This window comes from Streptomyces olivochromogenes (genome assembly GCF_001514115.1).
Lineage (GTDB): Bacteria > Actinomycetota > Actinomycetes > Streptomycetales > Streptomycetaceae > Streptomyces > Streptomyces olivochromogenes.
On sequence record NZ_KQ948466.1, the window covers coordinates 215,779 to 239,097 of the forward strand.

15 protein-coding genes are annotated in these 23,319 nt (G+C 71.6%); 3 read left to right on the forward strand and 12 right to left on the reverse strand.

Features of this window, described 5'->3' with window-relative positions; translation table 11 throughout:
• Positions 1-47: 47 nt before the first annotated feature.
• Positions 48-3,887, reverse strand: coding sequence for a S8 family serine peptidase (locus AQJ27_RS35305; RefSeq protein ID WP_067377721.1), 3,840 nt, complete (start codon positions 3,885-3,887; stop codon positions 48-50).
• Positions 3,888-4,164: 277 nt separating this feature from the next.
• Between AQJ27_RS35305 and AQJ27_RS35310 the strand changes: the two genes are divergently transcribed.
• Complete coding sequence (locus AQJ27_RS35310) at positions 4,165-5,184, forward strand: LLM class flavin-dependent oxidoreductase (RefSeq protein ID WP_067377723.1); 1,020 nt, start codon at positions 4,165-4,167, stop codon at positions 5,182-5,184.
• A gap of 16 nt (positions 5,185-5,200) precedes the next feature.
• Here the strand turns inward: AQJ27_RS35310 and AQJ27_RS35315 are convergent, their stop codons facing one another.
• From AQJ27_RS35315 to AQJ27_RS35350, 8 genes are all read right to left on the reverse strand, one after another.
• A complete protein-coding gene (locus AQJ27_RS35315) occupies positions 5,201-5,698 on the reverse strand; it encodes a hypothetical protein (protein WP_054232928.1) in 498 nt (165 codons plus the stop codon).
• 172 nt (positions 5,699-5,870) lie between these two features.
• Positions 5,871-8,762, reverse strand: coding sequence for a helix-turn-helix transcriptional regulator (locus tag AQJ27_RS35320; RefSeq protein ID WP_067377936.1), 2,892 nt, complete (start codon positions 8,760-8,762; stop codon positions 5,871-5,873).
• Between the two features lie 151 nt (positions 8,763-8,913).
• On the reverse strand, positions 8,914-9,528 hold the full coding sequence (locus tag AQJ27_RS35325) for a CGNR zinc finger domain-containing protein (RefSeq protein ID WP_079065472.1): 615 nt from the start codon (positions 9,526-9,528) through the stop codon (positions 8,914-8,916).
• Between the two features lie 258 nt (positions 9,529-9,786).
• A complete protein-coding gene (locus AQJ27_RS35330; RefSeq protein WP_054232930.1) occupies positions 9,787-10,029 on the reverse strand; it encodes a DUF397 domain-containing protein in 243 nt (80 codons plus the stop codon).
• 83 nt (positions 10,030-10,112) lie between these two features.
• The gene (locus AQJ27_RS35335) at positions 10,113-11,279 is read right to left on the reverse strand and encodes a thiolase domain-containing protein (protein WP_067377730.1); all 1,167 of its coding nucleotides are present in this window, start codon (positions 11,277-11,279) and stop codon (positions 10,113-10,115) included.
• Positions 11,276-12,331, reverse strand: coding sequence for a thiolase domain-containing protein (locus tag AQJ27_RS35340; protein ID WP_067377733.1), 1,056 nt, complete (start codon positions 12,329-12,331; stop codon positions 11,276-11,278). The genes AQJ27_RS35335 and AQJ27_RS35340 overlap by 4 nt, the downstream gene beginning before the upstream one ends.
• Positions 12,332-13,273, reverse strand: coding sequence for a Zn-ribbon domain-containing OB-fold protein (locus AQJ27_RS35345; RefSeq protein ID WP_067377738.1), 942 nt, complete (start codon positions 13,271-13,273; stop codon positions 12,332-12,334).
• 248 nt (positions 13,274-13,521) lie between these two features.
• Positions 13,522-14,322 (reverse strand): crotonase/enoyl-CoA hydratase family protein, encoded by an 801-nt coding sequence (locus AQJ27_RS35350; protein ID WP_054232934.1) that lies wholly within the window; start codon positions 14,320-14,322, stop codon positions 13,522-13,524.
• 273 nt (positions 14,323-14,595) lie between these two features.
• Between AQJ27_RS35350 and AQJ27_RS35355 the strand changes: the two genes are divergently transcribed.
• Complete coding sequence (locus AQJ27_RS35355) at positions 14,596-16,215, forward strand: acyl-CoA synthetase (protein ID WP_067377742.1); 1,620 nt, start codon at positions 14,596-14,598, stop codon at positions 16,213-16,215.
• A gap of 145 nt (positions 16,216-16,360) precedes the next feature.
• Here AQJ27_RS35355 and AQJ27_RS35360 read toward each other — a convergent pair whose 3' ends face one another.
• Positions 16,361-17,905, reverse strand: a complete 1,545-nt coding sequence (locus AQJ27_RS35360; RefSeq protein WP_067377745.1) for an acyl-CoA synthetase — start codon at positions 17,903-17,905, stop codon at positions 16,361-16,363.
• A 185-nt stretch (positions 17,906-18,090) separates the two neighbouring features.
• Between AQJ27_RS35360 and AQJ27_RS35365 the strand changes: the two genes are divergently transcribed.
• Entirely contained in the window at positions 18,091-20,514 is a 2,424-nt protein-coding gene (locus AQJ27_RS35365; protein WP_067377748.1) for a penicillin acylase family protein, read from the forward strand.
• Positions 20,515-20,578: 64 nt separating this feature from the next.
• On the opposite strand, the gene AQJ27_RS35370 is transcribed toward AQJ27_RS35365, so the two are convergent.
• Complete coding sequence (locus tag AQJ27_RS35370) at positions 20,579-22,129, reverse strand: acyl-CoA synthetase (protein ID WP_067377751.1); 1,551 nt, start codon at positions 22,127-22,129, stop codon at positions 20,579-20,581.
• Positions 22,126-23,238 (reverse strand): NAD(P)H-dependent flavin oxidoreductase, encoded by a 1,113-nt coding sequence (locus tag AQJ27_RS35375; RefSeq protein WP_067377754.1) that lies wholly within the window; start codon positions 23,236-23,238, stop codon positions 22,126-22,128. Before AQJ27_RS35375 ends, AQJ27_RS35370 begins: the two co-directional genes overlap by 4 nt.
• Positions 23,239-23,319: the final 81 nt, after the last annotated feature.

A 23,319-nucleotide genomic window follows, 5' to 3' on the forward strand; every position in this document is an offset into this window, starting at 1 on the left:
CGCGTCGCTCCGCCGTGCACCCGCCGTGCGCGTATGCGCAGCCGTGTCTACCCCCGTTGCAGGTAGGCGCGTTGCACCGTCTGCCGGACACTGTTGCCGAGCCGGTCCCGCGCCGTGACCCGCAGGGTCACATACGCGTCGCCGTGTCCGGAGGGCCTGGTGACGGTGGCCCGGAAGGCGTTGTGCCCGCGGCCGCGGACCGCCGCTCCGCCCCAGTGCCTGCCGTCGTCGTAGGACACCTCCACGCGCAGGGACACTCCACGCGGGGCGGGCTGCCCGTCCTGGGCGCGGACGGCCAGGCCGATGGTGTGCGTCCGCCCGGCTTCCACCGCGTTGTGCGCGTCGACCGGTACGTCGTAGTCGAGTTGCAGCAGGGACAGCGGTGTCGCCATGGCCGTGGTCGCGGAGCGGAAGGACCAGGAGGTGTCCGTACGGGCGGCGAACGCCCACTCGTCGTCCACGCGCGAGGTCTTCAGGTCCAGCCGGTAGTCGGCCGCGCCCGGGGAGACCTCGAAATCGGTCCAGGCGCTGTCGGCGTCGGCGACCTTCACCCCGTCGCGGTAGAGCGCCGCGGCTGCCGTGTCACCGCCCGGCGCGTCGGCCGCGGTGGCGAGTCCGCCCACCCCGCCGCCGTCACCGGCGAGCAGCCGTGACCAGTGCCCCGCCGTGGAGTCGGTGAACTCCGGGACGCGCAGGGCCAGTACGTCTCCGGTCCGTACCGAGGGCGTCGTGGTGCCCCGGGGGATCGAGGGGCGCACCACTGCCCCCTGCCAGCGCTCGTCGAGGTGCTCGCCGGGCCGGTAGGTGCGGGGCGCGTCGTGCATGCCCACGGCCAGCGGCATGTCGACGTCGAACGTGGTCGTGTGATGCACCCGGTGGAGCCAGGTCGTGCCGTTCGCGCTGACGTACTCGGTGCGTACGAAGCCCGTCGGCACATAACGGGTGTACTGCAACCAGGCGGTGTCCTGGTAGGGGCGCCGGGCGAACCGCTGTTCACTGGCCCAGGGCGCTCCTCCGTTGTCGGCGTATGTGGTCCGCAGCACCGCGCTGTTGCGCTCGGACACCGTGTACACGACCTGCCGGGGTATCTGTTGGGACGACGTCTGCATGACGTCGTAGAGGTACGGGCTCTTCGCCGTTCCGGTGAACCTGACGGTGGTGGTCGGGTGCTTCTTCAGCCGGTCGAGCAGGGCGGCGCCCGCCGCCTTGCCGGTGCGGACGGTCGGCACCGCGGTGCGTTCGCCGTCGGGGCTCCAGCGCGTCCAGGCGATGTCGGAGAAGTGGGTCATCAGCAGTCCGCGTACGCCCGCTGCGGCCGCCTTCCGGGTCAACTCCCGCTCGTCCGTGCCCTCTTCGTTGCGGACGATCGCGAGTTTGCCGCGGGCCCGGCTGAAGTCGGGCTTGGCGAAGGTGCCCGCGTCCACGGCGGTCAGGGTGCTACCGCCGGCGGCGAACAGCGGCGAATTCGGCATGTAGTACGGATTCAGGGCGAGGTCGCTGCCCGACACCTTCGCCTCCAGCAGCGGGGCGACCAGCTGCCAGCGCGAGGCGAACTCGAAGGTGCCGTCGGTGACGGCCGCGGTGGGGCTGACGTAGAGCCGCTTGGCCAGGTCGAAGTACATCGTGCCCTGGAGGAGGCTGTGTCCGTCGATCTGCCGGTAGGTCTGGTAGTCGAGGATGCCGCGCTGTTCGGCGGGCCGCGGCGTGCGGATGTCGACCTTGGTGGTCTTGCGCGCGTCCAGGGTGACGGCCGTGTCCTTGGTGACCTTCACCTCCGGCAGGACGACGTGGCGCAGTTCCTGTCCGTCGTCGGCCGTGTCCAGGCTGGAGTAGTCGAGTTGATAGGTGCCCTCCTCGACTTCGGCGACGGCGGGCTCGGTGCTGACGTAGTCGACGAATCCGTCCGTGCCCCAGATGGTGGGCAGTGCCTGGACGCGGTTCCCGTCGCGGTCGTAGGTGGTGACGGTGAGCTTGTGGGTGGGGCCGTGCACCACGACGCTCACCGTGGTGTGGACCTTGACCGCGCCATCGGTCGTGGCGGCGGTGACGTAGCCGTAGTAGTCGCCCCGGCCGGCCCGGGAGGGGTCCACCGTCAGCGGCACGTCCACGGTGGCGCCGGCGGCGATCCGCACCGCGTCGGAGCCGAGTCGCAGCGCACCGGTCGCGAGTTCCCGGCCGCCGGTGGTGGCGAGGCGGGCGGCGAGCGCGAGGGTGACGTCCTTGTCCGAGGTGTTGGTGTAGCGGACGGTGGCCGTGCGCGGGGCGCCGTTGTCGCCGCCGGTTCCGTAGGGTCCCAGCGCCAGACTCCCGGTGGCGGTGACCGGTCCGAGCGCCGCCGCGGCCACGTCGACGCGGCCGCCGCCCTCCTCGGTCGCCTGCTGTCCACCGACGGTGTGCGCCGTGCTGATGAGCGCGTCCTTGAGCCGCTGTCCGCTCCAGGTCGGATGCGCCTGGGCGAGCAGGGCGGCGGCGCCCGCCACATGCGGGGTGGCCATCGACGTACCGGAAGCGGCCACGTAGTACTGGTCCACCGGTTCGCCCATGGTGGTGCCCGCCGCGCGGGCCGCGACGATGCCCACGCCCGGCGCGGTGACATCGGGCTTGACCGCGCGGTCGCCGTGGCGCGGACCGCGGCTGGAGAACGGGGCGAGTGAGTCGTCGCGGTCCACCGCGCCCACGGTCAGCGCGGCGTCCGCGGCGCCGGGCGAGCCGATGGTTCCCGCGCCCTGCTCTCCGCTGTTGCCGGCCGCCACCACGAACAGGGCGCCGCTGGTGCTGCTGAGTTCGTCGACGGCGAGGCTCATCGGGTCGGTGCCGTCGCTCACTTCGTCCGAGCCCAGACTCATGTTGACGACCTTGGCGCCCTCGGCGGCGGCCCACTCCATGCCGTCGATGACCTGCGACTCGGTTCCGTAGCCGTCGTCCCCGAGAACCTTGCCGATCAGCAGGTCGGCGCCCGGTGCCACCCCCTTGCGTGTGCCGCCGGACGCGGCGCCGGTCCCGCCGACCGTGGAGGCGACATGGGTGCCATGGCCGAAGACGTCACCGGTCCCGGAGCTGCCCGAGAAGTCCTTCGCCTGGCTGATGCGTCCGGCCAGGTCCGGATGGGTCCGGTCGACACCCGTGTCGAGTACCGCGACCTTGACGGACGTGCCGTCGTACCCGGCCTTCCAGACCGCCGGGGCGTTGATCTGTCCGGTGCTGCGGTCGAGGACGGCGTCCACCCGGCCGTCCAGCCAGATCCTGGGCGTGGCCCCCACGCCCGCGGCGCTCACCCTGTTCGGGGCCGGGGCGAGTTGTTTCCAGAACCGGCCCAGGTCGTCGTCGGAGATCCGGACCGCCTGCGCGTCGATGCTGTCCAGCGTGCGGGCGGGCGCGTCGTCCTCGGTCAGCGTGGTGAGCCTGCGCACCGCGGAGGCCGGGACACCGTCCGGCCGGCCGATGATCAGGGGGAGCGTGTCGGTGTGCGCCGCGTCGTACTTCTGTTTGATGAGTGCGCTGACGTTGAACAGCTGCCGGTCCAGGCGCCCGGCGGAGACCAGGTCCTGGGCGTCGGAGGGCAGAACCGTCAGGTCACCGTCCTGTTCCACGGTCCGGAACAGGATGCCGCGCCTGCCGCTGCCGGGCTCGACGGCGGCGATCCGCTTGCCGTCGCCGTCCGTCGTGACGGTCACACGGTCGCCGGTGATCAGCCGCACGGTGGCGGTGCCGCCGGCCGAGCCTCCCACCGAGACAGCCGTGGCTGCCGTTGCCGTCGTGGCTGCCGTTGCCGTCAGGGTCGTCCCGGTCGTACTGGACACACCAGCCGCGCCGGCCGCCGATGGCATGCCGCCAGCGGTCAGCGCCAGGCCGGCCGATATCACCGCCGCGAGGCGGAGGCGTCTCATCTGATCAGCACCTTTCCGTGCATGGTTGTGCGCGTGAGGAGATCTTCATGCGGGTGCTGCACAGAATCCGCTGCCGCCGGACGCGATGTCACCGTTTCCCGGTGTCGCGGATGGGACATGTCGCAACCGCGCCACCCCGGGGACTCCGTGGGGGGTGCGGGGCGGGAGCGCGGAAACCGCCCGCCACCTCGGGCATAGCCGCCGTGGCGCTGACGTTCGACTGTTCAACAGAGATCATCTGTTCGACAGAGATCGTCGCGAACGTTGGAGGAGCCTCGTGCCACTGCCCTCACACCCCTTGCGGAAGCTGGGCTTCTTGACCATCGGGCTGTTCGACGAGGCCGACCCGCGGCGGGGTCATGAGTCGACGCTGGAGATCATCGAGCTCGGTGAGCGGCTGGGATTCGACAGCGCGTGGGTGCGACACCGTCATCTTCAGTACGGGATCTCCTCCCCCGTGGCCGTGCTGGCGGCGGCCTCGCAGCGCACCAGCCGGATCGAGCTGGGGACGGCGGTCATCCCGGTGGGCTGGGAGAACCCGCTGCGGCTGGCCGAGGACCTCGCCACGGTCGACATCCTGTCCGGGGGTCGTCTCAACCCGGGCGTCAGCGTCGGCCCGCCGATGCACTACAGCCAGGTCGAGCAGGCCCTCTACCCCGACACCGGCGACATCGAGGACTTCAGCTACGCCCGCGTGGAACGGCTGCTGGACTTCGTGCGCGGCAAGCCGGCGACCGACTTCAGTGGCGTCGAGGGCTTCGAGGTGTTCTCCGACCGCGTCCAGCCGCACGCCGCGGGTCTGGGCCGGCGCATGTGGTACGGGGGCGGCAGCCTGCGCTCCGCGCAGTGGGCGGGCGAGCACGGGATGAACTTGCTGACCAGCAGTGTCGTCAAGGCGGAGGAGTCCGAGGACTTCGCCGAGATTCAGCGGTCGCACATCCGGACGTTCCGCGCCCACCACCCCGACGGCGACCGTGCCCGGGTCTCCCAGGGCCTCGTCGTCATCCCCACCGACAGCGCCTCACCCGAGCAGCGCGAGAAGTACGAGGAGTACGCCCTGAAGCGCACTCCCCGCACCGCGACCCCGCAGGGACCGGCCCGGATGATGTTCGCGCCCGATCTCGTCGGCACCTCAGAGGAGATCGCCGAACGGCTGTACGCCCACGCCGCGTTCCGGGAGGTCGACGAGGTCGCGTTCGCGCTGCCGTTCACCTTCGGGCACGAGGACTACGTGCAGATCCTCACCGACATCGCCACCCGGCTCGGTCCGGCACTCGGGTGGCAGCCGACCGCCTGAACGCGGCGCCGGGGCCTCAGCCCTGCTGGAAAAGCTCCGGGGGCAGCGGCTTGAGCAGGGCGTACAGGTCGTCGGTGATGGGACGGTCCCAGGCGGCGATGGTCACCAGGACGTTGTCGCTGCGGTCGAACTGCACGCAGGAGATGCGGGTCTCGGAGAGCTTGAGGCGGCGCACGATGAGGAGACCGTCACCCTGCATCACCGGGATGTCCTCGGTCCCGGTGACGGTGACCTCCTCGTCGTTCTCCAGCGCCAGCAGCAGCTGGGCCACCTCGAAGGGGATCTCGTCCTCGGCGACCTCGCGGGCCGGGGAGCCCTCCGGCAGATTGCCGATGATCATCGCGGGGCCACGGCCGCCGAACAGGTCGTAGCGCAGGAAGACACCCTGGCAGCTGCCGTCGGGGGCGGGCAGCAGACCGGCACCGAGATTGCCCGGCCAGTCACCCGGATCCATGGCCAGAACGTCGAAGTCGGGCCCGGCGGGCGTGGCGCTGCGGCGGCGGAGGAAGGACATGCCGCAATGGTACGTGCCCGGGCGCGAACCGGGCCTCGGGGGCGTCCCCCGTGCGTGGTGGCCGGACCCGGTTGTGCGTGGTCGCCGGACCTGGTTGCGCCCGGTCGCCGGACCCGGCTCTGGATGGCTGGCGGACCCGGCTGTCGATGGCTGGCGGACCGGTCGCGCGTGGCTACCGGACCGTTTGCTGGCCCAGCGCCGCCGCAAGTCCCGTACGGTCCGTGCCCACCTTCCGGTAGACCGCCGAGAGCAGACGGACGACGACCGGTTCTTCGGTCCCCAGCTCTTCGGCGACCTCGGTCGTGGTGCGGCCCCGGGCGGTGAGCGCGGCGGCCGCACGTTCACGGGCGGTGAGGGTGTCCGTCTCGGTGCTGTGCAGGCGGCGCGGGCGCAGTCCGGCGGCGGCCAGCTCGGCGCGGGCCTCGTCGCCCAGGCCGTCGGCGCCGCACTGCATGGCCGCGTCCAGTCCCCGGTAGAGGTGTTCGGCGGCTTCCTTGGGAGAGCCCGAGCGGCGCAGTTCCGTACCCAGGGCGACCAGCGCGCAGGCCAGTTCGTAGGCGGCCGGGGAGCGCTCCAGATGGCTGACGGACTCTTCGAGGAGCTTGACGCGGGTCGAGCCTGAGGAGACGTCGGCGGCGGCCCGCAGCGCCTGTCCGACGGCCGAGGGGGCGCCGAACTGGCGGGCACGGTGCACCGCTTCGAGTGCCGTGGCGACGGCGCGTTCCGGCGCGTCGTGCCGTTCGGCGCGGGCGAGGTGGAGCTGCCAGGGGCACCAGGAGGGGTTGCGAATGCCGCGCGGGTCCAGGCGGCGTCCGGCCGCTTCGAGCTCGGCGGCGGCTTCCTTGGTGAGGCCGCGGGCAAGCAGCAGTTCGCCGTGCACGGTCTGGACGTCGGGGAAGGTGACGGCGGCCGGGAAGGGCGCGCCGAACCCGTGGTCCTCGCCGATCTGGGCGGCCTCGGTGACGCGGCCGCGGGCGAGCAGGATCTCGATGATGACGCCGACGGCGTACCAGTGGACGGGGGTTCCGGCGCCGACGCGTTCGGCGAGCCTGAGGCCCGCGCGGGCGAAGTCCTCGGCCTCGGCGAGTCGGCCGCGGCGGTAGCGGACGTATCCGAGGAGGGTGTAACCGAAGGAGAGGTGCGCGCCGTGCCAGCCCTGGGACTCGAAGTCGGCGATCCCGGCGGCGAACAGTTCCTCGGTGCGGCCCGGGCGGTCGGCGTACATGAAGGTGAGGGCGACCAGGACGGGCACCTCGAAGCCGCGGTCGGCCTCGGCCCAGCGGATCCCTCCGGCGAGGGCGCGTTCGGCGTGGTGGAGCGCTACGTGGGCGGGCTCGCCGCGCAGGGTGGCGTCCCAGGCGCGCAGGCCGATGACATAGCGCTCGGTGAGGTCGCGGCCGGTGAGCCGGTCGGCGAGGCGGGCCAGGCGGCGGGAGCGGGCCGGGGAGTCGGGTTCGTCGGCGCGGAAGGCGTCCCACATGAACTGTTCGGACTGCATCCGCAGCCGCACCCGGGCGTCGCCGGTCACGCGGATCTCACGGGCGAGCGTCTCGGAGGCCTCGGCGAGCCGGTCGCTGTGGGCGAGGACCTGGGACAGCCGGTAGACGATGTTGTGGCGCAGTTCCGGGTCGGTGATGGGCTCTTCGAGGGCGGCCCGGAGGTGGTTGACGGTGGTCGCCGGTTCGGTGAGCAGGGAGGCGCAGCCCAGTTCGTGCAGGACGGCGGCCCGCTCCTTGAGGGGCGGCGGTTCGCGCAGGGCCCGGGCGAGGTAGCGGCGGGCGGCGTCGGGGGCTCCGGCGCGCTGGGTCTCGCGGGCCGCGGCGCGCAGCTGCTGGACGACCCAGTTGTCGCCCTCGGGGTGGGTCTCCATGAGGTGGCGGGCGGCGGCGGAGGGGCCGAGCCCTTCGTTGATGACGCACCAGGCGGCCTGGCCGTGCAGGGCCACGCGGACGGCGCCGGGGATGGCGCGGTAGACGGCGGTGGCGATGAGGGGGTGGACGAACTCCAAGGTGTCGGCGCCGGCGAGGATACGGGCGCCGCGCAGGGCGTCCGCGGCGTCGGCGGCCTCCTCCGAGCCGAGGCCGGCTACGGCGGCGGCCAGGGTCGGCGGGATCTCGGTGCCGAGGACGGCGCAGGCCCAGGCGAAGCGCACGGTGGAGGCGCCGAGGCGTTCGAGGCGGGCGATCAGGCCGCTGCCCTTGACGGCGGCGGCGAGGTCGCGCAGCAGGTGCGCCCCCTCCTCGGTCGGGACCAGCCCGCGGTCGCGGACCTTCGCGGTCAGCTCCACCGCCTCGAAGGGGTTGCCCGCGGTGACCGCCCAGCACTCGCGGCAGAACACGTCGTCGGCCTGGGTGCCGAGGTCCTCGCGGACGAGTCCGGCCACGGCGGCGGCGCTGAGCGGTTCGAGGTCGAGGGGGCGCTGGCCCGCGCGTCCGGGAAGGCTCCTGAACGCCTCGGCGTGGTCGGGGAGTTCGTCGGGCCGGTAGGCGACGGCGAGCAGCAGCGGAAGTTCCTCGACGCGCGGCGCGAAGGCTGCGAGCCAGCTCAGTGACTCGGGGTCGGCCCAGTGCGCGTCGTCGAGGACGAGCACCATCGGGGCGCGCTGCACCGCGAGGTGGGTGAGCACCCAGTCGAGGCCGTCTCGCAGGCCCTGCTGGTCGGGCGGGGCGCCCTCGGACGGGGCGCACAGGCCGAGCGCGGGGCCGACGATCGCGTACCAACTCCCCAGCTGGGCACGGAGTTCCGCCTCCGCGATCCCGGCGAGCTGGGGTTGCAGGAGCTGGCGGGCGACATGGAAGGCGACGCCCTGTTCCTGGTCGCCGCCGCGCGCGGACAGAACGGTGCAGCCCTGGGCTGCGGCGCGCCGCCGTACCTCGGCGAGGAGCGTGGTCTTGCCGATTCCGGCACGCCCGGCGAAGGCGAGGAGCGCGCCGCGGGGCCGCTCGGGTGCTTCGGTTCCGTCCTCGCGCAGACCGGTGAGCTCGTCCAACGCCTCGTCGGCGGCGGCGAGTTCACCCTCGCGTTCGAAGAGTGTCCTTCTGCTGCGTACGGCACGCTGTCCCATGATCCACCCCCTGGCCACGGTGGTGCGGTCCACGCGGGGAGCGGATGCGTACCGTGACCTCCAGGGACCTCAGCGTACGCTCGTAGCGCCTCGTGGGGAGCCCTTCCGCCGCTACCGGCGCGGGCTTCGGCCGACCGACCGGATTCTTCGGTCAATCCCCCACGGCCTGCGCGGATTTCCTGTGCCGTTCGTGATGGCGGGCGACACGTGCTCGGTTCCCGCACGAGGGTTTGCACCACTCCTGTCGCGGGTGTTCCTTGATGAAGTAGCGCACGCAGCGCGGCGCGTGGCAGGCGTGCAGCCGCGACCGGTCCGGGCTCGCGAGGAAGGCGAGGGCGGCGCGGGCGAGCAGTGCCGGGAGGGGTGCGGCGCCGCCCACGGCTTGCCGGCGTACGACGGGTTCGGCGCCGTCGTCCCAGGTGAGGACGGGGACGGTCGGCGCGAGGGCGGCGGCGGTGTTGAGGCGCAGCACGGCCTGCGGTACGGGCAGCAGTCGGGCGGCGTCGGCCGGGCTGGGGTCGCCGGGGCGCACGGCGCGGGCGAACAGGGAGCGGACCGCGGCGCGCAGGTCGCGTACGGCGGCGAGCGCGGCGGCGTCGGCGACGAAGGCGTCGGCCCCGGGCAGCAGCTCGGCGTGCCCGCGCACCCAGGTGGTGAGTCCAGCGGGGTCCGTGAGGTCGTCGGCCACTCCGCCCTGTCCGTCGTGCCGGATGGTGAGGGCGAGGTCCAGGGCGAGCCGGGTGTCCGCGTCGATCGAGTCCGCCATGACGGTAATGATAGGTACACGTGCACCCATTAGACGCCCGGGGCCGCCGTACCGTTCAGCCGCTCCGGGCCGCCACGCCGTTCAGTCGCCCGGGGGCCGCCGTGCCGTTCACGGATCGCCCGCCCCTGAGGACGAAGCCTCGTCCTGGGACCGGATCCCGGCTCGGGCACCGGCCCCGGGACGGGACCCACGTCGCGTATCGCCTCCTCGTACGGGGCGTCGGCTCGTAGTCTCGACGTCAGGTCGGGTCAGGTCGGCTCAGGTCAGGTCGAACTCTCCCTCGCGGGCGCCCGACACGAACGCGCCCCACTCGGCCGGTGTGAAGATCAAGGAAGGGCTCGCGGGGCGGCCACTGTTGCGCATCGCGATGAAACCCTCGACAAAAGCGATCTGGACGTCTCCCCGCCCTCGGCTGCTGGACTGCCATTCGGCGTTGCTGAGGTCCAGCTCAGGCTTGTCCCACCCCGCCAGCGGGTGCTGCTCGATGGTGCTCTCGGCCACGTCCGTGCTCCTCCCGGTTCGTCGTCCGCCGCCAGCCTAGCGATCGGTTCCGGCGGCGGACAGGCCACGTGAGGGGGACGCTTTCAGGAGGTGGGCGACTCGGCCCCGACCAGCCACATCGAGAAGAACTGGGATCCCCCTCCATAGGCGTGTCCCAGCACCCTGCGAGCCCCTTCCACCTGGTGTTCTCCCGCCTGACCGCGCACCTGAAGTGCCGCTTCGGCGAAGCGGATCATGCCGGAGGCGCCGATCGGATTGGTGGAGAGGACACCACCCGACATGTTGACGGGCAGGTCCCCGTCAAGCTCGGTCACACCGGATTCGGTGAGTTTCCAGCCCTCGCCCTCCTCGGCGAAACCGAGGTTCTCCAGCCACATGGGCTCGTACCAGGAGAAGGGCACGTACATCTCCACGGCGTCGATGTCACGGCGCGGGTCCGCGATGCCCGCCTGCCGGTACACGTCGGCCGCGCAGTCCTTGCCCGCCTGCGGCGACACACAGTCCTTGCCCGCGAACAGGGTCGGCTCGCTGCGCATCGCGCCGCCGTGCAGCCACGCGGGCGGCCTCGGCGAGCGGGCCGCCCCCGCCCGGTCGGTGAGGATCATCGCACAGGCGCCGTCCGAGGACGGGCAGGTCTCCGAGTAGCGGATCGGGTCCCACAGCATGGGCGAGGCCTGCACCTTCTCCAGCGTGATGTCGTGCTCGTGGAGATGGGCGTACGGGTTCTTCAGCGCGTTGCGCCGGTCCTTGTACGCGACCAGCGAGCCGACGGTGTCGGGCGCGCCGGTGCGCCGCATGTACGCCCGTACGTGCGGTGCGAAGAAGCCGCCCGCCCCGGCCAGCAGCGGCTGCTGGAAGGGGATCGGCAGGGACAGGCCCCACATGGCGTTCGACTCGGACTGCTTCTCGTAGGCCAGGGTCAGGACGGTGCCGTGGACGCGGCCCGCGATCAGGTTCGTGGCGACCAGGGCCGTGGATCCGCCGACGGAACCCGCCGTGTGCACCCGCAGCATGGGCTTGCCGACCGCGCCGAGCGCGTCGGCGAGGTACAGCTCCGGCATCATGACGCCCTCGAAGAAGTCGGGCGCCTTGCCGATCACCACGGCGTCGATGTCGGCCCACGTCAACTCGGCGTCGGCGAGCGCCCGCCCGGCGGCCTCGCGGACGAGTCCCGCGATGGACACGTCCCGTCGGGCCGCCACGTGCTTGGTCTGGCCGATGCCTACGACGGCCACGGGCTCCTTGCTCATCGGGGATCCCCTTCGAGTACGGCGACCAGGTTCTGCTGGAGGCAGGGACCGGAGGTGGCGTGGGCGAGCGCCCGGTCGGACTCGCCCCGGTGGACACGGGCGGCGGCCTCACCGATGCGGATGAGCCCGGCGGCCATGATCGGATTGGCGGCGAGGGCGCCGCCGGACGGGTTGACGCGCACCTCCTCGCCGAGCCGCAGCGCCTTGCGCAGGACCACCTCCTGGGAGGTGAACGGCGCGTGCAACTCGGCGGTGTCGACGGGCCGTTCGAAGGCTCCGGCCCGCTCGGCGGCGAGGCGGGTCGACGGCGAGTCCGTCAGGTCGCGCACGCCGAGGCCGTGTGCCTCGATGCGGTGGTCGATGCCCCGGATCCAGGCGGGCCGTTCGCACAGCTCGCGGGCCCGCTCCCCCGCCGCGAGGATCACGGCGGCGGCACCGTCACCGACGGGCGGGCAGTCGCCGACGCGCAGGGGCCGTACGAGGTAGTCGCCCTGGTCCACCGAACCCCGCAGCTGGGCATGGGAGTTGGTGGCGGCCGAAGCGCGGCTGCGGGACGCCACCCCTGCCAGCGCGGGTTCGTCGGTCTCGCCGGCGTCGATGAGCGCCTGCGCCTGGAGGGCCGCGAGGGCGACGGAGTCGGGCCACAGGGGCGCGACGTAGTAGGGGTCGAGCTGCCGGGTCAGAACGTCCCGTACGGATCCGGGTGAGGACTTCCCGTACCCGTACACCAGCGCGGTGTCGGCGTCCCCTGTGAGCAGTTTCGTCCACGCCTCGTACAGTGCCCAGGCCCCGTCCATCTCCACGTGCGACTCGGAGATCGGCGGCCAGGCGCCCACCCCGTCGAGGGCCATGGTGAAGGAGAAGGCGCGGCCCGCGAGGTAGTCGCTCGAACCGGAGCAGGTGAAACCGATGTCGCTGGTCTTCAGCCCGGTCTGCTCGAGGACGGCGTGCAGGACCGGGATGAGCATCTCCACCTCGGAGAGCTCGTCGGTGGTGCGCAGATGGTCGCTCTGCGCGAAGGCGACGACGGCGACGTCCCTGATGGGCGGCATCTACAACAGCTCCTTGTACGTGTCGTACTCGGCGTCCGGTTCGCCGGTGGGCCGGTAGTGGTCGGGATGGCGGCCGCCCTCCGTCCACACCGGCTCCACCCGCAGCCCCATGCGCACCTGGTCGTAGGGGATGCCGCCGATCCGGCCGTGCAGCGCGAGGTCGGCGCCGTCGAGGGCGATGTGCGCGTAGACGTACGGCACTTCGATGTCGAGGTTCCTGGCCTTGATGTTGACGATGCAGTACGTGGTCACGGTGCCGCGCGGACCCACCTCCACCTGCTCCGACGTGATGACACCGCAGGTGGGGCACGCTCCCCTCGGCGGGACGTACACCTTGCGGCAGGACGGGCAGCGCTCGCCCACGGTGCGCCGCGAGGAGAGGCTGTCGATGTAGGCGGACTGGGCGCGGCCGGGCGAGTAGACGTAGTCGAGGCGCGCGGGGGCGACGATGCCGGTGACCATGTCCTCGAACCGCCCGTCGTGGCCCGCGATCTGCGGGCGGTCTCCGTCGTACGGCTCGAAGCAGGCGATGTCGGTGATGGCGCCGGTGCGCTGCGCCGCCCAGCGGACACGCACGCGCATACCGGTGCGTACGGCGTCGGGGCCCGGAGCGTCCAGGGCGTGCAGGAGGGCGGTGTCCGCGCCGTCGAGCCGGACCAGGGCCCAGGCGAAGGGGGTGTCGAGGGGTTGGCCCCGACGGGGTTCGTGGTTCCAGGCCCAGGTGGTGACGGTGCCGGTGGGGGCGACCTCGACGAGCTCGTCCAGGTCCTCCGCGGTGACGGGGTCGTACTCGACGGGCGGGACGAGCGTCCGGCCGTCGGCGGTCTTCACACCCAGGACGACACGCTCACGCAGCCCGGTGAGAAACGCGCTCTGGACGGGGCCGAGCGATCGGGTGAAGGGGAACTCGACGACGAGGGGGGCTTTGAGGACTTCGGGCATCCCGGTTGTCTCCTTAGGGGAGGGGGATCGTGCGCGTCACGACTCCGTCGGGGGGAGGGGAGGGTCGAGCACGTGGTGACTCCGTCGCGCGGGGGGAGGGGCAAGCACGAGGTGACTCCGTCGGGAGGGAGGAGAGGATCGAGCGTGCCCCCGACGGCAGAACCCAGGCCCTCGGGTCTCCCTCTCCCGGCCGCAGAAGGCCTCTGTCAGGCCCGTCCCGGCCCCGCGCACCGTCACGGCCCGGGACGTCACGCGCGCCGATAGACGGGTGGGCGTTTCTCGGTGAAGGCTCGGGAACCTTCCTTCGCGTCGGCCGTGTCGAAGATCGGCCAGCCCCGGGTCAGCTCGGCCGCGAGGCCCTCCGTCTCCGTCATCTCGGCGGTCTCGTACACGGACGCCTTCACCGCCTCGACGGCCAGCGGACCGCAGGCGTTGATCAGTTCGGCGATCTCGAGGGCTTTTTGCCGCGCCGTCCCGTCGGGCACGACGTGTCCGACCAGGCCGATCCCGGCGGCCTCCCGGGCCGAGTACGGACGCCCCGTGAGGAGCATCTCCAGGGCGTGCGTGCGTGGGATCTGGCGTTGCAGGCGGACCGTGGAGCCGCCGATCGGGAACAGCCCGCGCTTGACCTCGAAGAGCCCGAAGGTCGCCGACTCTCCCGCGACCCGGATGTCGGTGCCCTGGAGGATCTCGGTACCGCCCGCGACACAGTGACCCTCGACGGCGGCGATCACCGGCTTGCGGGGGCGGTGGTGGCGCAGCATCGCCTTCCAGTGCAGATCGGGGTCGGCCTTCAGCCGGTCCCGGTACTGCTGGCCCTCCATGCCTCGCCCCGCCAGTGCCTTGAGGTCCATGCCGGCGCAGAAGGCGTCCCCCGCACCGGTGAGCACGATCGAGCGGATCGCGTCGTCCTCGTCGGCCTCGATCCAGCCGTCGTACAGACCGACGAGCATCGGCAGCGAGAGCGCGTTCTTGGCCTCGGGCCTGTTGAGCGTGAGCACCAGTGTGGCGCCTTCGCGCTGCACGGTGAGGTGTTCCGTACCACCCATTGCCGTCCTCCCGTCAGACAGGCTCTCTGGAACGAGAACAGGTTGCAGTAGGCGCGGGACCAGTACAAGAGTTTTCTGACAGACAGTCAGATTTCTTCTGCGCGGGCCCTTCCCAGTTGTGGCGGGCTTTGCTCTGATGGCCGTCGAGCCGAGGGCCTGTCGTTTGGATCAGGTCGTTTCAGGAGACGAGGCTTGGTCAGACCCCGCGGCCCAGGCCTGATCCAAACGACAGGCCCTTGGGGCGGGACCGGACGCGCGACGTCAGGAGGAGCGGTGGAGTACAACCTTGCCGACCTGTTCGAGTCGGTCGTCGACGTGGTTCCGGGCCGCGAGGCGCTCGTGTACATCGACCATCCGGGCACGGGCGCGGAGCGCCGTCTGACGTACGCCCAGCTCGACGCGGCGGCCAATCGCGTCGCCCATCACCTGATCGACAGCGGCATCCGCCCCGGCGAGCACCTCGGGCTGCACCTCTACAACGGCGTCGAGTACGTGCAGACCGTGCTGGGCTGCCTGAAGGCACGGATCGTGCCGGTCAACGTCAACTACCGTTACGTGGAAGAGGAGTTGGTCTACCTCTACCGGGACGCGGATCTGGTGGCGCTGGTCTTCGACACGGAGTTCACCGACCGGGTGGCGGCGGCAGTGCCGCGGGCCTCGGCGCTGCGGCATCTCCTGCGGGTGGGGAGCGCGGCGAGCGACGGGACCTCCTTGCCCGCCCTGGACTTCGCCGAGGTCGAGGCCGCGGGATCCCCCGAACGGGGCTTCCCGCCGCGCTCGGCGGACGATCAGTTCATCATCTACACCGGCGGCACCACCGGCATGCCCAAGGGTGTGATGTGGCGCCAGGAGGACCTGTTCTTCTCCGGGCTGGGCGGCGGGGCCCCGACCGGCGAGCCGGTCAGGAAGCCGGAGGAGCTCGCCGAGCGGGTGGCGGCCGGCGGCGAGGGCATCACCTTCTTCCCCACTCCCCCGCTGATGCACGGCACCTCGACACTGACGGCGTTCATCGGGTTCAACTTCGGCCAACGGGTCGTGATCCACCGCAAGTTCGTGCCCGAAGAGGTCCTGCGGACGGTGGCGAAGGAGAAGGTCACCAGCATGTCGCTGGTCGGCGACGCGATGCTGCGCCCGCTGATCGACGCGCTGCGGGGGCCGATGAAGGGCACGGACTGCTCCTCGATGTTCAGCGTGTCCTCGTCCGGCGCGATCATGTCCGAGACGGTGCGTGAGCAGTTCCAGTCACTGGTCCCGAACGTGATGCTGCTCAACAACTACGGCTCCTCGGAGTCCGGCTTCAACGGCACCGCGACCGCGGACTCGGGGGCCGGACAAGGTTTCCGGCTACGGGTCAACTCCCGTACACAGGTGGTGGATCCGGCCACGTACAAGCCGGTCGCCGTCGGTGAGCCCGGCCGGGTCGCACAGCGCGGCCATGTGCCCCTCGGCTACTACAACGACCCGAAGAAGACCGCCGAGACCTTCTTCCGGAAGGACGGCGAGCGGTGGGTGCTGCTCGGCGACATGGCGACGGTCGACGAGGAGGGCATCGTCACCGTCCTCGGCCGCGGCTCCCAGTGCATCAACACCGGTGGCGAGAAGGTCTATCCGGAAGAGGTCGAGCAGGCCCTGAAATCCCATCCGGACGTGTACGACGCGCTGGTCGCTGGGGTTCCCGACGAGAAGTGGGGCAACCACGTGGCGGCGGTCGTCCAGCTCCGCGAGGGCGCGGGCAGGCCCTCGCTGGAGGACATCCAGACCCACTGCCGAAGCCACCTGGCCGGCTACAAGATCCCCCGCCAGCTCGTCATCACCGACGCCATCCAGCGCTCGCCCAGCGGCAAGGCGGACTACCGGTGGGCGCGCTCGGTGGCGACGGAGGCGGCCCACTGACGCATCCGCCGCAACCGCCGCCCCACGCCGGTCACCGCGTGACCGACAACGGTTGCCGCGTGACCGGCGACGGTTGCCGAGCCCGTCCCGGGGCGACCGGTGACGGTCGAACGCGAGGGTCGTCGGCCGTCTCCGTCAGGGCGTCCTACCCCTGGACGGTTTCGGACCGTGCGTCCGCGAAGCGGTCCCTCAGCTCGCGTTTGAGGATCTTCCCGCTGGCGTTGCGTGGCAGTTCGTCCACGAAGAGGACCTGCTTGGGCGTCTTGAAGGCGGCGAGCTTCTCGCGTGCGTGGGCGAGGAGTTCGGCCTCGGTGACCTCGGTACGGGCGACGACGACCGCCGTGACCGCCTCGATCCACCGCTCGTCGGGGAGCCCGATCACGGCCACCTCGGCGACGGCGTCGTGTGTGTAGAGCGCGTCCTCGACCTGGCGCGAGGCAACCAGCACGCCACCGGAGTTGATGACGTCCTTCACCCGGTCGACGACGGTGAAGTAGCCCTCCTCGTCGCGCACGGCGAGGTCCCCCGAGTGGAACCAGCCGTCACGGAAGGCCTCCGCGGTCTCCTCCGGCCTGTCCCAGTAGCCGTCGCACAACTGCGGCGAGCGGTAGACGATTTCGCCTCGCTCCCCGTCGGGCACGTCCTTGCCGGACTCGTCGACGACCCGCGCCTCGACGAACAGCACCGGCCGCCCGCACGAGTCCATCCGCCCCTTGTGCTCGTGGGGTCCGAGGACCATGGCCAGCGGTCCGATCTCGCTCTGGCCGAAGCAGTTGTAGAACGCCAGCTTCGGCAGCCGCTCCCGCAGCCGTTCCAGAACCGGCACCGGCATGATCGATGCCCCGTAGTACGCCTTGCGCAGTCCGCTCAGGTCACGGGTGGCGAAGTCGGGGCGGTTGGACAGTCCGATCCAGACGGTGGGCGGCACGAACAGGCTGTCCGCGTGACCGGCCTCGATCAGGTCGAGGATCTGCCCGGCGTCGGGCGCGTCGAGGATGACGTTCACGGCGCCGACCGCGAGATAGGGCAGCAGGAACACATGCATCTGCGCGGAGTGGTAGAGCGGCAGCGAGTGCACGGGCAGATCGCCGGCCTGCAGATCGAGGGCGGTGATCGCGCTGAGGTACTCGTGCACCAGCGCACGGTGGGTCAGCATGGCGCCCTTGGGCAGCGCGGTGGTGCCCGAGGTGTAGAGGAGTTGCGTCAGGTCCTCGCCGCGGGGCTCCGGTCCGTCGTACGGCGTGGTCGTGTCGAGTCGCGCGAGCAGCGACTCGTCACTGTCGCGCAGGGCGAGAACACGGGTTCCCTCAGGGAGGTTCCCGGCCAGGTCCGGGTCGGCCAGGACCAGTCCGCAGCCGGCCTGTCCGACGATGTACGCGAGGTCGTCACCGGTCAGGTTCTGGTTGACCGGCACGTGCACAAGCCCGCCGCGCGCACACGCGAGGAAGCCGATCAGGTACGCGTCCGAGTTGTGGCCGTAGGCACCGACACGGTCGCCCGGTGCCAGTCCCGAGGAGCGCAGCACCTGGGCCGCGCGGGAGACGGCCTCGTCGAGTTCGCCGTAGGTCCAGGACCGGTCGCGGTAGTGGATCGCGACGCGTTCGGGGGTCCGCCGGGCGCTGCGCCGCAGCACCCCGTCGACCGTGACGCTCCGTCCCGCCGCCACCGTGGGGTTCTGACCCGCCGTCATGACCTGCTCCTTCGTCCGGCTGCTGTGCCGTGATCCTCGTTCCGGCCCGCGAACGGGGTCAAGCCTCCCGCGCCCTTGGCGCGAAGAGGATCAACCCCACCGTGGAACGTACTGACACCAGGTCACACGTCTGTGGCTGTTGTTACGCTCAACCGCCCCTTCCCTCAATGATGTCGGGAGGCACGATGCGCATCCGCCCCAGACGGTTCGCCGTCCTGGCCGTAGCCCTGCTCACCGCCTCGGCCGCGCTGCCCGCGACCGCAGCGAACGGCCAGGAGCGTCAGCACTCTCCGTCCCACCCGTCCGCCGGCGGTCTGTCCGCCGTGATCCGCTACACCGAGTACGGCATTCCGCACATCCTCGCGCAGAACTACGCGGACCTCGGCTTCGGCACCGGCTGGGCGCAGGCCGCCGACCAGGTGTGCACCCTCGCCGACGGGTTCGTGACCGTACGCGGCGAACGCTCCCGCTTCTTCGGTCCCGACGCGGAGCCCGACGGTTCGCTGTCCTCGGCGGCCGAGAACCTCTCCAGCGACCTCTACTTCCGCGGCGTGCGGGCGACGGGCACCGTGGAGAAACTGCTCGCGGAGCCCGCGCCACGGGGTCCGAGCCGCGATTCCAAGGCTCTGATGCGGGGCTGGGCGACCGGTTACAACGCCTGGCTCGCCCAGAACCGGATCACCGATCCGGCCTGCCGGGGCGCCTCCTGGGTCCGGCCCGTGACCGCGGTGGACGTGGCCGCGCGTACCTTCGCGCTGGCGGTGCTCGGCGGTCAGGGCCGCGCGGTCGACGGCATCACGGCCGCGCGGCCGCCCGCGACGACCGCCGCGCGTACGGCCGTCGGCATACCCGACGCGAAGAGTGCCGCGCGCGCCGCCCGAAAACTCTTCGACACCGCCGACATGGGGTCCAACGCGGTCGCCTTCAGCGGTGCCACCACGGCGAACGGCCGTGGGCTGCTGCTGGGCAACCCGCACTACCCGTGGCAGGGCGGCCGTCGTTTCTGGCAGTCGCAGCAGACGATCCCCGGCGAGCTGAACGTGGCGGGCGGCGCGCTGCTCGGCTCCACCACGGTCTCCATCGGGCGCAACGCACGGGTGGCCTGGAGCCATACCGTCGCCACCGGCGTCACGCTCAACCTCCATCAGCTGACGCTGGATCCGGCCGACCCCACGACGTACCTGGTAGACGGGAAGCCGGAGCGGATGACGAGGCGGACCGTCACCGTCGAGACGCGGGGCGGCCCGCCGGTCACCCGTGCCCAGTGGTGGACCCGCTACGGCCCGGTCGTCACCTCGCTCGGCGCGGGACTCCCGCTGCCCTGGACGTCCACGACGGCGTACGCCCTCAACGACCCCAACGCCGAGAATCTGCGCGCCCCCGACACCGCCCTCGGCTTCGGCCGGGCCCGCGGCACGGCCGACGTCCTCACGACGCTGAGGCGCACACAGGGGCTGCCCTGGATCAACACGGTCGCCGCCGACTCGGGCGGGCACTCGCTGTTCACGCAGTCGCAGGTACTGCCGCGTATCACCGACGAGTTGGCCCAGCGCTGCTCGACGGCGCTCGGCAAGGCCCTCTACCCGTCGTCCGGTATCGCGGTCCTCGACGGCTCCCGCGGCGACTGCGCGCCGGGCACCGACCCCGACGCCGTACAGCCCGGGATCTTCGGGCCCGCGAAGATGCCGGTCCTGAAGGACGCGCCGTACGCGGAGAACTCCAACGACAGTGCCTGGCTGGCCAATACGGACCGGCCGCTCACCGGGTACGAACGGGTCTTCGGGTCGATCGGCTCGCCGCTGTCGACCCGTGCGCGGGGCGCGAAGGCGGACGTGTCCGCGATGGCCGCGACGGGAGAGCTGACCGTACGGGACCTACAGGCGCAGCAGTTCGCGAACCGGGCGACCTCGGGCGACCTCATCGCCGACGACACGGCCCGCGCGTGTGCCTCGTTGCCCGGCGGGACGGCGACGGGCAGCGACGGCAGGGCCGTTGACGTGAGCGAGGCGTGCGGTGTGCTGAAGGCGTGGGACCACTCCATGAAGACCGGCAGCCGGGGCGCACTGCTCTTCGACCGGTTCTGGCGGCGACTGACCGCCACGACCGCGACCGCGCAGCTCTGGAAGGTCCCGTTCTCGGCGGCGGACCCCGTGCACACGCCCAACACGCTCAACACCGAAGCGCCCGGCGTGGCCACGGCCCTCGCCGACGCGGTGAGCGAGCTGCGGGCGGCGGGCATCGCGCTGGACGCGACGCTCGGCGCGCACCAGGTCGTCGTCCGGGGCGAGCAGCGCATCCCCGTGCCGGGCGGCACGGAGTCGCTCGGCGTGTGGAACAAGGTCGAGCCGGTGTGGGACGTGGCGGCCGGCGGCTACACCGAGGTCACCACGGGGTCCTCGTACATCCAGGCCGTCGGGTGGGACGGCGGCCGCTGCCCGGTCGCCCGTACGCTGCTGGCCTACTCCCAGTCGTCGAATCCGAACTCGCCGCACTTCAGCGACCAGACGCGGCTGTTCTCCGAGGGGAAGTGGGTCACCTCCCGGTTCTGCGAGAAGGAGATCCTGTCCTCGCCCGGGCTGCGGGTGATCCGCGTGGGCGAACAGCGCTGACGGCAGCGGGGTGGTCCCTGCCCGGGCGGGCGGGGACCACCCCGGTCGCACCCCGCTCCGCTGTTCACACCGCTCGCGTACGGCCCTCCCAGTAGGGATCCCGCAGGCGCCGCTTGTACAGCTTCCCGTTCGGGTCGCGCGGCATCGACGCGATGAAGTCGACGCTCTTGGGGCGCTTGTACCCGGCGAGCAGGCGCTCGCAGTGGCCGAGGATGTCGGCGGCGAGGGCCGGCCCCGGCTCGTGGCCCGGGGCGGGCTCGACGACGGCCTTGACCTCCTCGCCCCAGTCGTCGTGCGGGATGCCGAAGGCGGCCGCGTCGGCGACGGCGGGGTGGGAGAGCAGCGCGGCCTCGATCTCGGCCGGGTAGATGTTGACCCCACCCGAGATGATCATGTCGATCTTGCGGTCACGGAGGAAGAGATAGCCGTCCTCGTCGAGACAGCCCAGGTCACCCACGGTGAAGAAGTCGCCGATGCGGTTCTTCTTCGTCTTGCTCTCGTCCTTGTGGTACGAGAATCCGCCGGTGCTCATCTTCATGTAGACGGTGCCGAGTTCACCGGGCGGCAGCCGGTTGCCGTCGTCGTCGAAGACGGCGAGTTCGCTGATGGGCCAGGCCTTGCCGACCGTGCCGGGCTTCTTCAGCCAGTCCTCGGTGGTCGCGAAGGCGCCGCCGCCCTCACTGGCCGCGTAGTACTCCTCGACGCTGTGGCCCCACCACTCGATCATGGCCCGTTTCACATGGTCCGGGCACGGGGCGGCGCCATGGATGGCGTGGCGCATCGAGGAGACGTCGTAGCGAGCCTTCACCTCGTCGGGCAGTGCCAGCAGCCGGTGGAACTGGGTCGGGACCATGTGGGTGTGGGTGCAGGCGTGGGCGTCGATGACGCGGAGCATCTCCTCGGGTGTCCACTTGTCCATCAGCACCAGGCGGTGCCCGATGTGCAGGGACGCGCCCGCGAACTGGAGTACGGCGGTGTGGTACAGCGGTGAGCAGACCAGGTGCACGTTGTCGTCGTACGGCCTGATGCCGAAGATGCCGAGGAAGCCGCCGAGGTACGACTCCTCGGGGAGCTTTCCGGGCAGCGGGCGCCGGATGCCGCGCGGGCGGCCCGTGGTGCCCGAGGTGTAGTTCATGACCCAGCCGAGGGTGCGGCCGGCGGGCGCCGAGTCGGGCTGTGCGTCGAGGAGTTCGGCGTACGGCCTAAAGCCCGCCACCGTGCCCACCGCGTACCGCTGCGTCGCGGGAAGCTTCGCCTCGTCGGCGGCGTGGCGGGCGGCATCGGCGAACCGTTCGTGGGCGATCAGCACCTTGGCGCCCGAGTCGGAGACGATCCAGGCGATCTCGGGGCCGACGAGGTGGTGGTTGACCGGCACCAGGTAGAGGCCGGCCTGGGAGGCGGCGAGGTAGGCGACGAAGAACTCGACGCCGTTGGGCAGGACGACCGCGAAGGCGTCGCCGCGTTCGAGTCCCGCGGCGCGCAGACCGTGGACGAGCCGGTTGGCCGCGGCGTGCAGCCGGCCCGCGGTCCACTCGTCCCCGTCCGGGGTGATGAGGACCGTCCGCCCTGGGTCGGCGGTGGCCTGGGCCCAGAAGCCGTTGGGTGAGGTGCTCATGACCGTTCGCCCCTTCCCGCGATCCGGTTGACGCGCTCGACGGCCCGCTCGAAGCCGCTCGTCAGGTCGTCGAAGACGGCCTGGACACTGCGCTCGCTGTTCATCCGCCCGACGATCTGCCCGACCGGCGTCCCGAGCAGCGGTTCCACCTCGTACTTCTGGATCCGGGAGACCGCCTCGGCCACCAGCAGCCCCTGGAGCGGCATGGGGAGCGTGCCGGGGCCGTTCGGGTCGTCCCAGGCGTCGGTCCACTCGGTGCGCAGCTGGCGCGCGGGCTTGCCGGTCAGCGCGCGCGAGCGGACGGTGTCGCCGGACCCGGCGGCGAGCAGCTTGCGGGTCACGGCGGGCGCGTGCATGTCCGCTTCCGTGACGGTCAGCCACAGGGAGCCGAGCCACACCCCCTGGGCGCCTAGGCTGAGGGCGGCGGCCACCTGCTGTCCGCTGCCGATGCCGCCCGCCGCCAGCACGGGCAACGGGTCGACGGCGTCGACGACTTCGGGGGTGAGCACCATCGAGGCGATCTCGCCGGTGTGGCCGCCCGCCTCGTAGCCCTGCGCGACGACGACGTCGATGCCCGCCTCGGCGTGTTTGCGCGCGTGCCGGGCGCTGCCGGCGAGGGCCGCGACGAGTACCCCGCGCTCGTGGGCGCGTTCGACCACGTCGGCGGGTGGCGAGCCCAGCGCGTTGGCGAGCAGTTTGATCGGGTAGTCGAAGGCGACGTCGAGCTGGGAGCGGGCGACCTGTTCCATCCAGCCGGTGATGCGCCAGCCGGACGCCTCGCCCTCGGCGAGTTCGGGCACGCCGTACTTGGCGAGGGTGTCCCTGACGTACTGCCGGTGCCCCTCGGGGATCATCGCCTCGACGTCGGCTTCCGTCACCCCCTCGACCTTCTTCGCGGGCATGACGACGTCCAGGCCGTACGGTTTGCCGTCGACGTTCGCCTCGATCCAGTCGAGGTCGCGCTTCAGGTCGTCGGGGGCGGTGTAGCGGACCGCGCCGAGCACACCGAATCCGCCCGCGCGACTGATGGCCGCGGCGACGGCGGGAAACGGCGTGAAGCCGAAAATGGCGTGCTCGACTCCCAGTTTCTTGCTCAGCTCCGTCTGCATGGCCGCAGAATGCCGCAGTCCCCCGGACGAGGGAAGGCCTTTTCTGATGCTCCGTCAGATTTCTGGCCAGTCCCTCGACCG

Coding starts and splice junctions, on each gene's coding strand:
- AQJ27_RS35305 (WP_067377721.1), bottom strand. CDS start 3,887: ATGAGACGCCTCCGCCTCGCGGCGGTGATATCGGCCGGCCTGGCGCTG.
- AQJ27_RS35315 (WP_054232928.1), bottom strand. CDS start 5,698: ATGTCCTTCCTCCGCCGCCGCAGCGCCACGCCCGCCGGGCCCGACTTC.
- AQJ27_RS35320 (WP_067377936.1), bottom strand. CDS start 8,762: ATGGGACAGCGTGCCGTACGCAGCAGAAGGACACTCTTCGAACGCGAG.
- AQJ27_RS35325 (WP_079065472.1), bottom strand. CDS start 9,528: ATGGCGGACTCGATCGACGCGGACACCCGGCTCGCCCTGGACCTCGCC.
- AQJ27_RS35335 (WP_067377730.1), bottom strand. CDS start 11,279: ATGAGCAAGGAGCCCGTGGCCGTCGTAGGCATCGGCCAGACCAAGCAC.
- AQJ27_RS35340 (WP_067377733.1), bottom strand. CDS start 12,331: ATGCCGCCCATCAGGGACGTCGCCGTCGTCGCCTTCGCGCAGAGCGAC.
- AQJ27_RS35345 (WP_067377738.1), bottom strand. CDS start 13,273: ATGCCCGAAGTCCTCAAAGCCCCCCTCGTCGTCGAGTTCCCCTTCACC.
- AQJ27_RS35350 (WP_054232934.1), bottom strand. CDS start 14,322: ATGGGTGGTACGGAACACCTCACCGTGCAGCGCGAAGGCGCCACACTG.
- AQJ27_RS35360 (WP_067377745.1), bottom strand. CDS start 17,905: ATGACGGCGGGTCAGAACCCCACGGTGGCGGCGGGACGGAGCGTCACG.
- AQJ27_RS35365 (WP_067377748.1), top strand. CDS start 18,091: ATGCGCATCCGCCCCAGACGGTTCGCCGTCCTGGCCGTAGCCCTGCTC.
- AQJ27_RS35370 (WP_067377751.1), bottom strand. CDS start 22,129: ATGAGCACCTCACCCAACGGCTTCTGGGCCCAGGCCACCGCCGACCCA.
- AQJ27_RS35375 (WP_067377754.1), bottom strand. CDS start 23,238: ATGCAGACGGAGCTGAGCAAGAAACTGGGAGTCGAGCACGCCATTTTC.